Annotated in this window: 9 protein-coding genes and 3 pseudogenes; 6 read left to right on the top strand and 6 right to left on the bottom strand. The window is 57.7% G+C overall.

Annotated elements, in window-relative coordinates:
• Nucleotides 1–36: 36 nt before the first annotated feature.
• On the bottom strand, nt 37–678 hold the full coding sequence (locus IVB13_RS04665) for a winged helix-turn-helix transcriptional regulator (protein WP_247456742.1): 642 nt from the start codon (nt 676–678) through the stop codon (nt 37–39).
• Between the two features lie 731 nt (nt 679–1,409).
• Here IVB13_RS04665 and IVB13_RS04660 point away from each other — a divergent pair.
• The 3 genes and pseudogenes from IVB13_RS04660 to IVB13_RS04650 all read left to right on the top strand — a co-directional run bounded on the left by IVB13_RS04660 (nt 1,410) and on the right by IVB13_RS04650 (nt 7,213).
• Nucleotides 1,410–2,594 (top strand): glycosyltransferase family 4 protein, encoded by a 1,185-nt coding sequence (locus IVB13_RS04660; protein ID WP_247487949.1) that lies wholly within the window; start codon nt 1,410–1,412, stop codon nt 2,592–2,594.
• Nucleotides 2,595–3,279: 685 nt separating this feature from the next.
• On the top strand, nt 3,280–4,599 hold the full coding sequence (locus tag IVB13_RS04655) for a hypothetical protein (protein WP_247456740.1): 1,320 nt from the start codon (nt 3,280–3,282) through the stop codon (nt 4,597–4,599).
• Nucleotides 4,600–6,113: 1,514 nt separating this feature from the next.
• A pseudogene (locus tag IVB13_RS04650) lies at nt 6,114–7,213 on the top strand (IS3 family transposase).
• A gap of 391 nt (nt 7,214–7,604) precedes the next feature.
• Here the strand turns inward: IVB13_RS04650 and IVB13_RS04645 are convergent.
• Nucleotides 7,605–7,991 (bottom strand): hypothetical protein, encoded by a 387-nt coding sequence (locus tag IVB13_RS04645; RefSeq protein ID WP_247456286.1) that lies wholly within the window; start codon nt 7,989–7,991, stop codon nt 7,605–7,607.
• Nucleotides 7,992–8,186: 195 nt separating this feature from the next.
• On the opposite strand from IVB13_RS04645, the gene IVB13_RS04640 reads away from it, so the two are divergent.
• The gene (locus tag IVB13_RS04640; RefSeq protein WP_247456287.1) at nt 8,187–10,166 is read left to right on the top strand and encodes an acyltransferase family protein; all 1,980 of its coding nucleotides are present in this window, start codon (nt 8,187–8,189) and stop codon (nt 10,164–10,166) included.
• Nucleotides 10,167–10,460: 294 nt separating this feature from the next.
• On the opposite strand, the gene IVB13_RS04635 is transcribed toward IVB13_RS04640, so the two are convergent.
• Entirely contained in the window at nt 10,461–10,604 is a 144-nt protein-coding gene (locus IVB13_RS04635; RefSeq protein ID WP_247456288.1) for a hypothetical protein, read from the bottom strand.
• On the opposite strand from IVB13_RS04635, the gene IVB13_RS04630 reads away from it, so the two are divergent.
• Nucleotides 10,603–10,773, top strand: a complete 171-nt coding sequence (locus tag IVB13_RS04630; protein ID WP_247456289.1) for a hypothetical protein — start codon at nt 10,603–10,605, stop codon at nt 10,771–10,773. The genes IVB13_RS04635 and IVB13_RS04630 overlap by 2 nt on opposite strands.
• 44 nt (nt 10,774–10,817) lie before the next feature.
• Here the strand turns inward: IVB13_RS04630 and IVB13_RS04625 are convergent, their stop codons facing one another.
• Nucleotides 10,818–11,144: a hypothetical protein gene (locus tag IVB13_RS04625; RefSeq protein WP_247487947.1), complete on the bottom strand. Its 327-nt coding sequence runs from the start codon at nt 11,142–11,144 to the stop codon at nt 10,818–10,820.
• 328 nt (nt 11,145–11,472) lie between these two features.
• Here IVB13_RS04625 and IVB13_RS04620 point away from each other — a divergent pair, with 328 nt between their 5' ends.
• Complete coding sequence (locus tag IVB13_RS04620) at nt 11,473–12,531, top strand: class I SAM-dependent methyltransferase (protein WP_247456291.1); 1,059 nt, start codon at nt 11,473–11,475, stop codon at nt 12,529–12,531.
• A gap of 346 nt (nt 12,532–12,877) precedes the next feature.
• Here IVB13_RS04620 and IVB13_RS04615 read toward each other — a convergent pair.
• Nucleotides 12,878–13,084: pseudogene (locus IVB13_RS04615) on the bottom strand (tripartite tricarboxylate transporter TctB family protein); the annotation flags it as partial.
• A gap of 428 nt (nt 13,085–13,512) precedes the next feature.
• Nucleotides 13,513–14,180, bottom strand: a pseudogene (locus tag IVB13_RS04610) (hypothetical protein); the annotation flags it as partial.

The raw sequence follows: 14,180 nt of genomic DNA, 5'->3' as shown, positions 1-14,180 counted from the left end.
CACGCGCCCGCACGATGTAGCAAGCATCAATGATGTTCATTGCGGCGCATCCTGATGCTCGGAGAGGTTCAGGCCCAGCAGGCTAGGAGCAAGCACACGGCCCGGTCCGTAAAGGCGCACCGCTTCTTCGAAGGCCTGATTGGGATTGGCCACATCGGTGATCATCACAGCGTCGAATGGAACGACAACGCGATCGTACCCAGAAACGACCGGTATCCCGACAAAGCGAGTGTCGCCGGCATTCTGATCGACAATTGCAACGATCGAGACACCGCAATCAACGGCCGACAGCATGGCGATTTCAGCCAGATCCGACCTTCCGCAGAGCACGAGATTCTGGAATTGCTGCGCCTTCGCTAATTGCAGGACTTGCGCGCAATCGGCCTTGGCCTGACGAAAGAATGAGAAAGAAGACGACAGATACTCCACCGTCAGGCGCGACTTCTCAGCGAAGCCCTTTGGCGTCAGGTAATAGGCGTAGCGGCGCGCCGGCGCCTGACTGACCTTAACAAGGCCCTTCTTGATACATCGCTTGAGATAGGCGTTAACGAGGCCAAGCGCGATACCGAGCTCCTCCGCGATGCGGCGCTGCGATTGCGCGCCGTCATCGACGGAATTCAGCAGATTGAGGACGATCCGTTCGTCCTCGCCGCTCGAATCCGTCAACGCGCGGTCCATTGAAAATCCCCCTCCGTCGGCGACAGATAGCGCGTTCACGCTGTGAACGTCAAGCCGCTCGTTCACGACGTGAACAATTCAATCTATTGAATTTGCTGCATATTTTATATCGCGCGAATTGATGTGCCCGGAGACGAGCGCCTTTCTCAGTCTGAATGCGAATGCTCATAGTGTTCGGCGTACCGATCGCATTCGCTCTGCGCTACAACGGGCCCCGTTCGAGCGCCGGCACATGGCCGTACCGCCACCCCCGGTAGCTGCTTGCAATGAACAATCCAAGGCGCGCTGACGGCAATGTCGGTGACGACGACGCGCTCTCGCAATCCTGCTCCTGCTTTCCGCCTCGGAATGAGTGGTCACCACATCCGAGAAGCGCCGTATTGGTGGAGCTGGCGCAAATCAATAGCAACCGCGTCGAGGCTACTACTCTCATCCGCGCAGCAGCAGCAGGCGCTCTTATAGACCCAGGCGGCACAACCAGCGCGCCCGCTCGAGATTCGTGCCCACCAAATCCGATGATGTCGCACCCGAACCATGCGGCAGGCCGCCGCACTGCTGGTGGCCGTGCATTGTCCCGTGGTATGACTGCCGCCCTTCCTGACGATGGCGACAATGCTGATCGGCCCACCACTCCGGACTTGCGGCCCTGCCGCTGCCTTCAACACAGATTTCTCATGCGCCCGACTACCGATGACATCCGGGTTTTCCGACAGTCCTGCCTCGACTGATCAATGAATCCCCAAGAAACCAAGCTGAAGGGTCGCATCCTCTACATCGTTAACGAGGACTGGGCGTTCCTTCTTAATCGCCTGCCAATGGCGCGGGCAGCGCGTGACGCCGGCCTTGAGGTCCATGTGGCGACCAACGTGAGCAGCGGCGCGGCCTCCATCAAAGCGGAGAACTTTGTACTTCACCGGATTCCCTTCCAACGCGGTCAACGGGCGATGCTCACGGCTGCTGCAGCGTTGAAAGCCATCCGGGAGGTAGAGCGCGCGATCAAGCCAAGCATCGTGCACCATTCCGGCGTGCAATGCTGCGTCTTTGGATCGCTGGCTGCGCTCGACCAGAGATTCCCTGTCGTCAATGCGATCACCGGGCTCGGCTACATCTTCACGTCATCGAGCTCGCAGTCACGTCTGCTGAAGCGCGTCCTGACGCGACTGCTGCCCTGGCTGCTCAACCGAAATCGCAGCTACACGATCGTGCAAAATCCCGATGACCGCGAGGCGCTGATGGGGCTCGGTGCCAAGGCCGACCACATGACGTTGATCCCGGGATCTGGCGTTGATGATGAATCATTGCAGCCGTTACCTGAGCCGGCAGGCCCGATCACGGTCGGATTCGCAGGGCGATTGCTGGTCGACAAGGGCATTCGCACGCTCGTTCGCGCCCATGGCCTGCTGCGCGATCAAGGACACGACATCAATCTCATCATCGCTGGAAATCTCGACCCGGCGAATCCCTCGTCCGTGTCGCACGAAGAGATCGAAGCCTGGACTGCGCGGCCAGGCATCACTTGGCTCGGGCACATCGACAACATCGCCTCGCTGTGGCGCGCTTCGCATATCGCGGCATTGCCGTCATATCGTGAGGGACTTCCGGGCGCACTGATGGAAGCAGCCGCCTGCGGCAGGCCCTTGATTGCCACGGACACGCCCGGCTGCCGCGAGATTGTGCTTGCCGATCAAACCGGCCTCCTGGTTCCTCTCGAGGACCCAATAGCACTGGCAAGCGCAATTCTGCGGCTCGCTGGATCGCCTGAGCTGCGGGCAAGGTTCGGTGCTGCGGCGAGACGCCGTGTGTCGGAGCGATTCTCCGCAAGGATCATCGGTCACACGATCACGCAGCTCTATGGTGACATATTGGCGCGTGGTGAGACACCATTGACTGCTTCGAACGCCCGAACCGATCGGTAACCGCGACCTCGCCGATCTTGGCTCACTAAACAAGCGAACTGACGCAGCCGGCGTCAAAGCAATGTTCCTCACAGGCCATGACCGACGTATCGTGCCCGGGCTTGATACCACCATCAATCTCCGGGCACCCGCGCCAGCGGCCGCCTATGATGCGGCAGTTACCGAAGGAAATCTCGTGAACGTCTCCATGGATCTGGCCCACAAAAACTCCAGCGCAAGCGGAGACGCTGGCTGGATCTGGGTTCCTTGCCGCTCGTTTCACAATTGGCGACTTGTCAACCTGCTTCCTGGTGTTTAAAGGACAACGCAATCGTCAAGCAGCGACCTGAGAGTTCCGCTCATGGAAAAACTCGGGCTCACCCGATCTTTGGCGGCCTCGGTCCCTGGGCCCCATATCTGTGATGACCGGGAGAGCCCAGGCGAACGAAGCAAGCACGGGGCTGGCGCGGAATTGCAGCGCTGTTCGCTGAACCGGCCCAGGCGCGCGGAGGCGGCAGCCTAGCTCAAAACACGCTGCGCCATGCTCGGCATCCGCCGCCTTGCGAATCATCATGCCAATTGTTGCTTCGTTGAAAGATCAGACGCTTACTCTTGGCCCCGAGCAGGTTAAGTCCTCGAATCTTTGAATCCGCAGGCCACCAGCCACACCCACCGGCTGCGTATGACCTGCAATAGGACTGGCAGCATGAATACGAACGAGATCGCGATAGCGGGCAAGTCTTCAACGCGCGTGAGCTTGGGCGTATTGATCAGTCTCCATATCGTCGCCTGCTGCGTCTCGCTCGCCTACCTCAGCCGCAGCTACAGCAACTTCCACATCTTTTATGATTCCGAACTGCTCAACGGCGCGATCGCAACGATCGCCGCGTTTGCCGCTCTCTCCTGCCTGTTCCTCCTCGTTCCATTCAGCTTTGGCTATTTTCTAAGCTTCTATTTCTACACGATGATCGTTGGATACCTCTGGCTAAATTGCTTCTCCCGCTTCGAGTACAATCACTGGCTCAGCGGGGCCTCTTCCGTCGCATCGATGATAGCATTCATGGTGCCATCGCTCCTGGTGACATCTCCGATCCGACGAACGTTCACGATTGGCGAAGCAACCTTCGACCGCGCGCTGACAATTATCTTGACAGTCGGCGTGGCCACGATCCTGATAGCCGCAAGCTATAGCTTCAAGATGGTCTCGCTCGGGGAGATGTACGACTTCCGCGACAAGATCAGCATGCCCTCCCCACTCGTCTACTGCATTGGAGTCGTTTCGAACGCCCTGTTGCCCTTCATCTTTGCTTGCTTTGTGGAGCGGCGGAACTACTGGCGAGCTGGACTGACGCTCGTCCTATTGCTGCTTGTCTACCCAATCACCCTCAACAAGATCGCGTTCTTCACGCCAACGTGGCTTCTTGCCATGGCTGTACTGACGCGCCTGCTCGATTGCCGGACTGCAGTTGTGCTCTCGCTATTCGTGCCACTGTCTATCGGCGTCGTCTTGTACGTCATCCTCGGCATCAGCGACGGGCGCTATCTCGATATCGTCAATCTTCGGATGATTGCTACGCCTTCAAATGCGATGGATATCTACAACGATTTCTTCTTCAGTCACCCTCTCACGTCCTTCTGCCAGATTACATTTGTCAAAACTCTAGTCTCGTGCCCCTATTCGGTTCAGTTAGGGGTAGTCATGCAGCAGGCCTACAGGCTCGGTAACTTCAACGCCTCGCTTTTCGCCACCGAAGGGATCGCTTCGGTAGGCCCTCTCCTGGCCCCGATCCCGGTTTTCGCATGCGGACTTGTAGTAGCTCTCGTCAATCGATTTTCCTCAGGCCTTCCTCCCCGCTTCATCCTTGTATCGGGTGCGATCCTTCCCCAGATCCTGTTGAACGTGCCGTTCACGACAAGCTTGCTTTCGCACGGCGCTGCCGTTCTTTTCCTCCTATGGTATCTGACGCCCCGCTCAGTCTTTGCATCGCAGAGTGCGAGCGTCTGTCGCTGCCGAGGGGAGCCTTGAAGACCGCCTCTCATGACCATCAGGCGTTCGATGTTGGTTAGCGATCGCATTCGGCGCGAGCCAACCCTGCATGTAGCCCTGACCTACCCCGCATCCTGATCTGCAAACTGGACACGACATGTCGAAGCGATTTCAGCGGAGGCTCGTTCTCGCGACCATCTTTGGAGCGGTCTTATACATTCCCCTCGCGCTCTACCTCGATACACTTCCGCCTTGGCGTGACCCGGACCCGGGGCTCATCCGCCCGCCATTCAAGCATTTTGGCGGTAACGCCTGGCAACATCTGACGCTTATCCCGGGCACCGTCTCCGACAGCAATGAGGCATCCAGCCGATCTCGGCTCGAAGTGACGGAAGACCGTCACGCTCTCGGACCAGCTCATACGACGCACGTGGACATCGCCGAGAAAGGAAACGGACGCTACTCCCACTGGCAATCGTCCTTGATTTTCTCGGCGAGCGACAACAGCGACCCGAATACAAACGGGCGAGCCTACCGAGTCATTGATCCAGACGCTAAGGAGCCCTTCGTATCGCTCCGAGCTCCTCGTCGACCAAGTCTGTTGAGCCGGCTATTCCTGTCCAGGTTCGATCACTGAACCTCTCGGTCCTCCCAACTCGCGCGTTTTGAATCTGGAAGAAGGTATTCGCGAGCGGTCAGAACCCGAGGTGCCCAAGAAGCGGATCGAGGGGCCTTTGACCGGCCACCGAAGGCAAAACCCAGAGCCAGCAAGATCAATCCTATCGCGATCGAATTGGTATACGTCCTGCATGTGCTCAATGTGCAAAACGTACTCGGGATTCAAATATGTCATTGTCGGATCGGCTCGATACGTAGCAGTAGATCCAGTCGGCGTTCGCCCAGTCTGCTTTGGTATATTTCACGGCAATCTCCGCTCGCAAGATGCCGCGCCGCACGTCGTACCTGAAGCCGAAATCCCGTAGTCTGGCTCAACCAGGTAGTCGTGCCCACCGGCGGCAAACTTTACAAGCACATGGCCACCGACACGCCAAGCTTCGAGTCCATTCTTGCGAAGAATCTCGTAAGTGATCACTGCGCGCTGACCAGAAGCCGCACATCAGCGTGCGTTTCTGAAGAAGGCCTTCGCTCCAGATCAGGTGCGCGTGGATCAGTGTCAACTGAGCGAGAGCTGCGGAAAGAACACGCTCAATTGGCGTAAGCGATGTCGCCCGGTTCGCAGTTGTAGCTGGGTGTAGTGCACTACAAGCGCGATCCGGTTCGTGTAGGCGATATCGTCAGTCTCCGAAGGCGTCTCATCAGTTCGGCGTCCGGAACCTCGGCTAAGTGTGCACCCGCTCACATAGTCGTATCCGGGTACACCAACTTGCCAGCCTCGCGATTGCCTAGGCAGATGCTGCGACGGCCGCCAGCAAAATTGCTACGACCGTTCGCAGCAGAGTCGGCCTTGCCTCGGCAGGATACGTGACGTGCCCCCGCCAAATTAGGCCAGTTTGAACTGGAATTTTCCATTTATGCGGGACGAGGAGAGTTCCATGAAGGCATCGAAGTTTTCAGAGGCGCAGATCGCATTTGTTTTGAAGCAAGCTGAAGATGGCTCGGCAGTGGCAGAGGTCTGCCGCAAGGCCGGGATCAGCGAGGCGACGTTCTACAATTGGCGGAAGAAATATGCTGGCCTGTTGCCCTCAGAGATGAAGCGGCTGCGTCAGCTTGAGGAAGAGAACAGCAAGCTGAAGCGGATTGTCGCCGACCTGTCGTTGGACAAGGCCATGCTTCAGGATGTGCTGTCAAAAAAGCTCTAAAGCCTGGCCGCAAGCGTGAGCTTGTCGACAAGGTGCGAAGTGGCTGGAAGGTCTCGATCAGGCGGGCCTGCTCGGCTCTTCGGATGGATCGCGCACTGTACGTCTACAAGTCGAAACGCGGCGACCAGGCCGCTCTCAAAAGTCGGATCAAGGACATCTGCGAGACGCGGGTGAGATACGGCTATCGCCGGGTCCATGTCCTGCTGCAACGTGACGGCTGGGCCATCAACGTCAAACGCGTCTATCGTCTTTATCGGGAGTTAAGCCTGCAATGACGCAACAAAGCGCCGAAGCGTCGCGTGAAGGCCAAGCTGCGCGAGGATAGGACGGAAGCACGCCAGATCAATGAGACCTGGGCAATGGACTTCGTTCACGACCAGCTCGTCACGGGCCGCAAGATCCGTGTTCTCACGATTGTGGACACCTTCAGTCGCTTCTCGCCAGCCGTCGATCCGCGCTTCGGTTATCGAGGCGAGGATGTCGTGCTGACCTTGGAGCGTATCTGCAAGCTCCTTGGCTATCCCAGGACGATTCGCGTCGACCAGGGATCAGAGTTTATCTCCCGTGATCTCGATATCTGGGTTTACCAGAAGGGTGTGGTGCTGGATTTCTCGCGGCCGGGAAAACCGACGGACAACAGCTTTATCGAATCTTTCAACGGCAAGTTCAGAAGCGAGTGCCTGAACACGCACTGGTTCTGGAGCCTTGACGACGCGCGGCAGAAAATGGAGGATTAGCGCAGAGACTACAACGAAGTCCGGCCCCACAGCGCGATCGGCAATAAGGCGCCGATATCGCTGTTGAATGGCTCATCGGCGCCCCAGCCGGCATGAGCATAACCCCGGCAAATTCCAGCGCCGGCTGGCCTAGTTTTGGGGAGCACTTCATCAGAAGGCCGGACTCTAACTTCAACTGGAGGAAATCGGCAGGGGCAGGTCAATACCCCAAACCTTCCCAACGGGCGAATGCACGTTCTTAGGAATACGGTTCTGCTCAAACCCTTTGTTAAATATCGGGAATTCCCGCTGCCTTTTGCCGATCAGTGTTGCAGGCGAGCTAGAGCAACGTGCGCGTGAGCGAGTACGATGGGAGGTGGCGAACATCCCGATTCATGAAGCAGTTTTTCTAGGAAGAGACCGACATGAAAAAACTCTTATGGCTCGAGCTGCACGAGAGCCTGTCGGCCAGCAGCCCCTCAAATGCGCGGGGCCACCGCCTTGACCCTTATCCAAATTGAGAAACAAGCCAGATCAGGTAGGCCGCTCCAAATGGTGGGCACATCATAGCGGAGCTCTTCAACACAACACCGGTGCAGCGTGCCGCTCCACTGCACGTCTCCCAGTGGGTGAATAGAAATTGTCCTGCAGAGAAAAGTCCTATTCCCAGCGAAATGGCTGCGCGCCCCTCCGTCCCCATAGTGGCATAGGAAATAGCGTCAATGCTTTTCCCGATGCCGTTCTCCAGCAACCACCAAAGCGGCCAGAGGAGGACACAGGCGATCTGCCGCGCACGTAGCCGCCCCTCGTGCCTGCGGTAGAAGTGCCCGATCGTGATCAAAGTACCGAACACATAAACTAGAAAAATTGGCAGTAGCGGCTCAAATGAAGTCATCGCCCCCTCCCCGATTCCCCAATGCAATTATGATAAAGCGCAACTTTTGATACAGAAAGGCCTTTGCCTGCAATTTACACCTTTAGGACGCTCTAAATTGATGCCGGGAAATGACTCGGCTGGGTGTGTCTTCTTGGTCACGCTCGGCGCTTGCCCGGGCGGGTTATGGCGAGTAGATTGCAGCCCCAGCTGAGAATGGGCGGGCTCATCTTGAAATATCGCGCTGACATCGATGGTTTGCGAGCCATCGCCGTGCTTTCTGTCTTAGCCTTCCATTACAATGCAGCTTTGCCGGGTGGCTTTACTGGCGTTGACGTGTTTTTCGTGATCAGCGGCTTCCTGATCACGCAGCAGCTGTCTGCGGAGATTTCCAACGGAACATTCTCGATCCTCAATTTCTACGACCGCAGAATTCGCCGCATCGTCCCGGCGCTGGCTGTGGTGCTTGCCTTTTCTTTGTGGATCGGCAAGTTCCTGCTGTTGCCTGGCGACTACAAATCGATGGCCGCAAGTGCGGCCTACGCGGCGTTGGGCGCCTCAAACTTCTTCTTCCTGTCCAACACTGGTTATTTCGACCAGGCTTCCGACTTGATGCCGCTCCTTCACACCTGGTCCCTCGGCGTCGAGGAGCAATTCTATCTGGCGTGGCCCCTGCTCTTGGCTCTTCTCGCAACTGGCCGAAAGAGGATCGACCTAGCCGCCGCTATAGGCGCTGCTGTCGTCATCTTATTCGGCGCGAGCCTGTTCTGGCTCGACACAGATCCAAAGGGCGCATTCTATCTAGTGCTGCCTCGCGCCTGGGAGCTGGCGCTCGGTGCGTTGCTCGTGTTCCTGCCGCCTCTACCGCAGCGCATCGGAACCACCGCCATAGCAGCGGGGCTTGCTTTGATCGCGGCAGGCTTTGTTCTGGTCCATGCCAGCTCGTTCCCCGGCGCATCGGCCCTCTATCCCTGCGCTGGTGCAGCGCTCGTGATCTGGCCACGTGAAACGGAATCGAAGCTTGGCTTTTGGCTCGGTAAACTGCGCCCGATCGGGCTGATCTCCTATAGCCTGTACCTTTGGCACTGGCCGGTTTGGGTCCTGTTCCGGCATTACATCAATAATGCCGAACCGAACTGGTTAGAAGCAATCGCGCTCGTCGTTGTCTCGATCGCCTTAGCGAGCGTGTCGTTCCGCTTCATCGAGAAGCCATTCCGCAAATTAAAGTGGAACCCTGCGCAGACCGTGCGCGTCGGAGGCTTCGCGGCTATCCTGCTCTTTTGCTCCGGCATGTACGTTCATAGCTCGGAGGGGCTCCCGGAACGCATGTCGCCTGCCATCTACCCTATGCGCAGCCTAGATGCGATGTGGGGATGGGACTGCCCCAAGCACGAACAACTCCCGCAACTAAAGGGCCAATACTGCTCCTTCGGCCACGACTGGGCGACTGCAAAGACGAAAGCCCTGCTGTGGGGCGATAGTCACGCCGTCCATCTTGCGCCGGTAGTGCAGGCCGTGGCTCGACCCAACGAAGGACTTTTGCTGTACACGAACTGCCCTGCCTCCTTTGGTGGCCGTGTTCAGCGCTTAGACTTCGAAGGATTCCCGAATTTTGCAGAATATTGTACTGACCAGCGCAAGCGAGCCATCCAACTGTTGCGTGATGACCCATCGATCAACCTTGTGATCCTAGCTTCTTCTTGGAGCCGGATGTCACATCAGATCATCGGGGACGCCAATCTGAGCCCGGAAAAGAGAATATCTCTGGTCGCCTCAGGAATTGAGGACTTGATCAATGAGAACTCAATTCCAGGCCGTCGCTTTCTCCTTGTCGGCAGCATTCCTCAACTCAACAAGGATCCAGTACCGTGTGCCGTAAACTCGTTGTCTGGTCTCTTGCGCAGACGATGCAAACTTGACGCAACTACTGTCGCCTTTATGAAAACGTACACGGTTCAAACTGACAGGATGCTTGAGGCCATCGCACAACAACACGCGAATGTGACTGCTCTTATCCCAAGAGAAACGATGTGCGATTCCGTCAGTTGCAAAACCTACATCAACGATGAATTTATCTACCGCGATGCAAGTCATATCAGGCGCAATCTGGAGCCGGAGACCCTGCATGAACTCGCAGGACTAATCGGCCTTCCTGCCGCTCTCAACAACCAGATTAGCTCCGCATCTCCAGATTAGATATATCCCTACGCATGCCAGAAGGTTTGAAGTTAGAAATAGAAAATCGTGAGCACATGCGCGGGATGTCCCCTAGCGCACATACATATGCATTCCTCATTTTGATAGGCGGCGCAGTCGCGATAGCGGCAGTCCTCATTGCTATCATCAAATTGGTTTAGCGCAATATGACCTCGGCTATGCCGTGGAATTCCTCGACCGAGGACGGCAGCGGCACGCCAGGCCGCGGTCATTCATGAAGGCCGACAGCGCGCCGCTGGTGCCGCTGCCCCACCGGCTGTCAAGCACGCCAGGTCAATAGCGCCGCGCCTTGAGCCGGCGCCACACGTAATAGAGCACCGGATCGCCGGCGATGGCTGGATCGAGCGGCTGCACGTTCGGCGACGAGCCTGCGTCGCGCTCGCCCGCCCCGGCGGCAAGCCACGGCAGGCGGCGCATGGTCCTCGAACTCGTCGGCCCGCGCCGCCATGACGGCAGGCTGGCCAAAGATCGGCGGTGGCGATTTCGGCTTACCGCCGCCGTTGTCGACGACCTCGAAATGCATCGGATGCAGCGGCCCGAATACCAGCCGCCCCACATCCACCTCGCCGGCAGAATGCATCAATGACGAATTGCGGCATGTTCTCTTATAAAGGCCGTTCTGCTCGGCGTTCAAATCGATCGCAGCGGCATAGGCGTGATTTGACCATTTGGTCTTGGATCCGCACACCAGGCGATGATTGTAAGCGCCGGCATATTGGAGACGCCGGCAGCGCCGATACGCTTCTTATCATGCTGGCCATAATCCCAGATCTCGTTCAGCGAACCGCGCAGCGCCGGCGCCGCTGTGCGATGGAACATGATCGATTTGACGCGCTGGCCCTTGTAGTACATGGCGCACGCGGCAGGACGAACTATCTGCGCCGCGATCTCGCCTTTGCCGGGATAGCCGTAAAAGGCATTGCGCGAGGCTTGCGTGTCTTTGGGCCAAGTTGCCATAGGTTCTCCTCGATAGAGGCGATTACTCGCTTAGCGTTGCGGTAGCTGATGGCCTGCGAAAACCTTCGAGCGCGACGCCCAGGGAATGTCGAACCGGCCGCGCGGTTCGCGCGCGAATAGGCAGCCGCGGCCTTCACGCGCTTGCCGGAGGCGCTGAGGAGGATCCCGCAGGCTGGTCACCTACTCGATGACGACCAGGTCCAAGGCGGCACGCGAAACGCCGTGCAGGTCGAGCATGTGATGAAGTCCCGGTTGATGTCGGAAAACTGGGGAGATATTGCTAAAAGGTGGACAAGCCCGGCATAGTGCGGGCGAAAGAGGGGAAGAGATGGGTTTAGCGCTGAACGTAGCTGTGCTGTTGCGTGAGTGGTTCCTGGCTCATAACATCAAAGGTCCTGTCGTTACGCTTGGCGTTATGGACTGCGGCTTCACCGAGAAGATGTTCCGCGGTGCTCTCGGCAAACTCTCGTTTTGGCCGAGGGCCGATCAGCCGATGGACGCTCGCGGCTATTTCGAGGCGTGCGGGCTAACCGAGCTTTCGAGCGTGGACGTCAGCAAGTACGAGGGCGCCGATTTCGAGTTCGACTTGAACAACGAAAATCTGCCCCTCGAGTTATCCGGAAAGTTCGGCGTGGCCTTGAACGGCGGAACGCTCGAGCACGTCTTCCACGTCCCGAATGCTCTAACAAACATCACCCGCATGCTACGGCCCGGAGGCCTCGCAGTCCACATCCTGCCGATGAACAATTGCGTGGATCACGGGTTCTATCAGTTCAGCCCAACCCTGATGCTCGACTATTACGCAGCCGCGAAGTTTGATGTTCTGCACTCCGCATCCCTTCTCTTCGGCGCGCAGGCGCCCGGCACATGGCAAATCAGACCTGCTCTTGCTGGATCGTTCGGTGAAGGCATCCTCGGAACGCTTGATAGCAGGATCGCCTTCCATATGTTCGCGGCGCGCAAGAGGCCAGACTCTCTTGATAAAGCCGTACCAATGCAAAGCCTGTACGGTCGAAAGTTCACCGGGTCTTCCCCGTCCAATTCCATCGAATGGTTTCCGCCGTTCGAAATGAAGGACGGTCATCGAACGGCGACTGGCAAGCCGAGAGAGATTCAGATTTCGTCTCCGGCAGCAAGCGCAGGACTGATGTGGGCTTTCGTGCTGCCAGATCACGTCCCTCTTGGAGATAGTTCGTCAAACCCGATAGCGTCGAGTCTGGCCCTATTCGAGGACGGCAAATTGATCGGGCCGCCTCATTCGTCTCACGATACGATTCAGAAGATCGGCTGCGGGGCCTATTCGCATTGGAACAACGCGCTCTATTTTTCGTCGAGCGACGGGACTGACCCCACTACGAACGGGCGCACCTACGTTTGTAAATTCTAATGAGCGTCGTCCATCAGAGTTCGCGCTTGTGCAACGCTGCCAGGCGGACGGCATCTTCATTCTCGCCTCCAAAGCATTATCGAGTTGTTCTTTGCGCGACACGTTCCGACATCGTCAGACCGTCCCAGCGTCGTGGCGTGGTGTGCGTCTGCACGCGCATAGGAAAGAAGTGGGAACTCATCCAGCCGGCCGTTGAGGCGACGTCACGCCGTGGGGGCCGAGCTCGGGCAGCACGGCGACGAAGATGCCGAGACCAGCCCGACCATTATCAGCACCAGCATCTTCCACGTCAGTTAGACGGCAAAACCGTGAAGCAAAAGTCCGAAAGCTTCAATCGCAGACCCGCTTAGTAGCCGAAGGCCGCTTTGAGCTGTCCTTTCGGCATGATGACGTCGACGGCGATGAACATGATCTTCGTGAACGCCACAACGGTGAGCAGCGACTTTCCACAGGCGTCTTGACCGACGAGGCGCATGAAGCTGACGATCAGCAGGATCCTCGCGACATAGAGACCAAGGAACTGGGTCACCAGGCAGTACAGCAGCGTCGGCACGCGATCACGTGATCGCTCGGCAAACAGAGTTTTGTGGAGAGGATGTTTGATTGCCGGTGAGGGTTGTTCGGGAGGCGGCTTATGCGCCTTTCTGGGCCGATGGCGGATCGCAACGCATCGGAATCGTAGGCCGCATCGCCCATCAGGACATTGCCTGAGAGCCCCTCGATGAGCGGTTCAGCTTGCGGTATCGCCGGCTTACCAGCGTTAGGCCGATGGCCGTCCTGCTGCTCGCGCTCGCCGTCACGCCTGGCTACGACAAGCATCGGAGATGCCTGGGACCCGACCGTGCCCGAACCTAGGTATTTCCCGTTTCATCTCTCCTAGACTGAACGCGGTTCAGGCGCGTCGCAACGCGTTAAGACCGCCCGAAATTACTTCGTCGCAGCGACCGCTGCCGCTCTGCTCTGGCTAACGTAACGCACCGCCTAATGGACGATGAAGTAGCCCGTATTCGGGTCGGCCATATGAACGTTGATTGTACCCCGCGCCATGACGGCATCATGAAAATCGCTGCCTAAATGAGACATGGCGTGGGATTGATCGCTCGGCGTTTCGTGCAAGAGCTCCGTCAGCTGTTTGCTGATAGCAACCAAAGCAAATCCATCAGGCGGAACAATTTCCGAGATTCCGGCATTTGACACGTCCCCATCGATGCCCAAGGGAAGTACAAAATTATCGTTGCCAGCTCCGATTCTGGCCCCCTCTGATGTAGGACTTGGAATCTGGTGCAGTTTAGTCGAGCCGGCGGTTTCGACCATCGTTACGCTCGCCGCAGGTATGCCGATCAAGCCATCAGCGTTGAGGTCTTGCTGGAAGCTGCTCTCAAATGCTTGAAGGATCGCACTGCTTCCCGAGACGACCGCGGTAGCGGAGGAGACATAGTTGCCGTTGCTGTCGGCGTTCCAGACCGAGTACTGATCCGAACCGATCACTTTCCAGGCAATCTGATATCCGCTTGCCGTCTGCTCCGCCCCGACCGGCCTCCAGCCTCCGACCTGAGTGGATGCAGCAAAAGGCGTCCCAGCATATTTGATTGAGGGGCCCGTACCGCCGCTGACCGGATCGAGAAAATAGTAGCTGCCGATCTGGTCCA

Origin of the sequence: Bradyrhizobium sp. 17 (assembly GCF_023073515.1) — a bacterium.
GTDB lineage: Bacteria > Pseudomonadota > Alphaproteobacteria > Rhizobiales > Xanthobacteraceae > Bradyrhizobium > Bradyrhizobium canariense_D.
This window is presented reverse-complemented; position numbering and strand designations above follow the sequence as displayed.

Bases quoted from the DNA above. Each gene is read 5' to 3' on its own strand.
- IVB13_RS04665 (WP_247456742.1), bottom strand. From the start codon at position 678: ATGGACCGCGCGTTGACGGATTCGAGCGGCGAGGACGAACGGATCGTC.
- IVB13_RS04660 (WP_247487949.1), top strand. From the start codon at position 1,410: ATGAATCCCCAAGAAACCAAGCTGAAGGGTCGCATCCTCTACATCGTT.
- IVB13_RS04655 (WP_247456740.1), top strand. From the start codon at position 3,280: ATGAATACGAACGAGATCGCGATAGCGGGCAAGTCTTCAACGCGCGTG.
- IVB13_RS04645 (WP_247456286.1), bottom strand. From the start codon at position 7,991: ATGACTTCATTTGAGCCGCTACTGCCAATTTTTCTAGTTTATGTGTTC.
- IVB13_RS04640 (WP_247456287.1), top strand. From the start codon at position 8,187: ATGGGCGGGCTCATCTTGAAATATCGCGCTGACATCGATGGTTTGCGA.
- IVB13_RS04630 (WP_247456289.1), top strand. From the start codon at position 10,603: ATGGTCCTCGAACTCGTCGGCCCGCGCCGCCATGACGGCAGGCTGGCC.
- IVB13_RS04635 (WP_247456288.1), bottom strand. From the start codon at position 10,604: ATGCGCCGCCTGCCGTGGCTTGCCGCCGGGGCGGGCGAGCGCGACGCA.
- IVB13_RS04625 (WP_247487947.1), bottom strand. From the start codon at position 11,144: ATGGCAACTTGGCCCAAAGACACGCAAGCCTCGCGCAATGCCTTTTAC.
- IVB13_RS04620 (WP_247456291.1), top strand. From the start codon at position 11,473: ATGGGTTTAGCGCTGAACGTAGCTGTGCTGTTGCGTGAGTGGTTCCTG.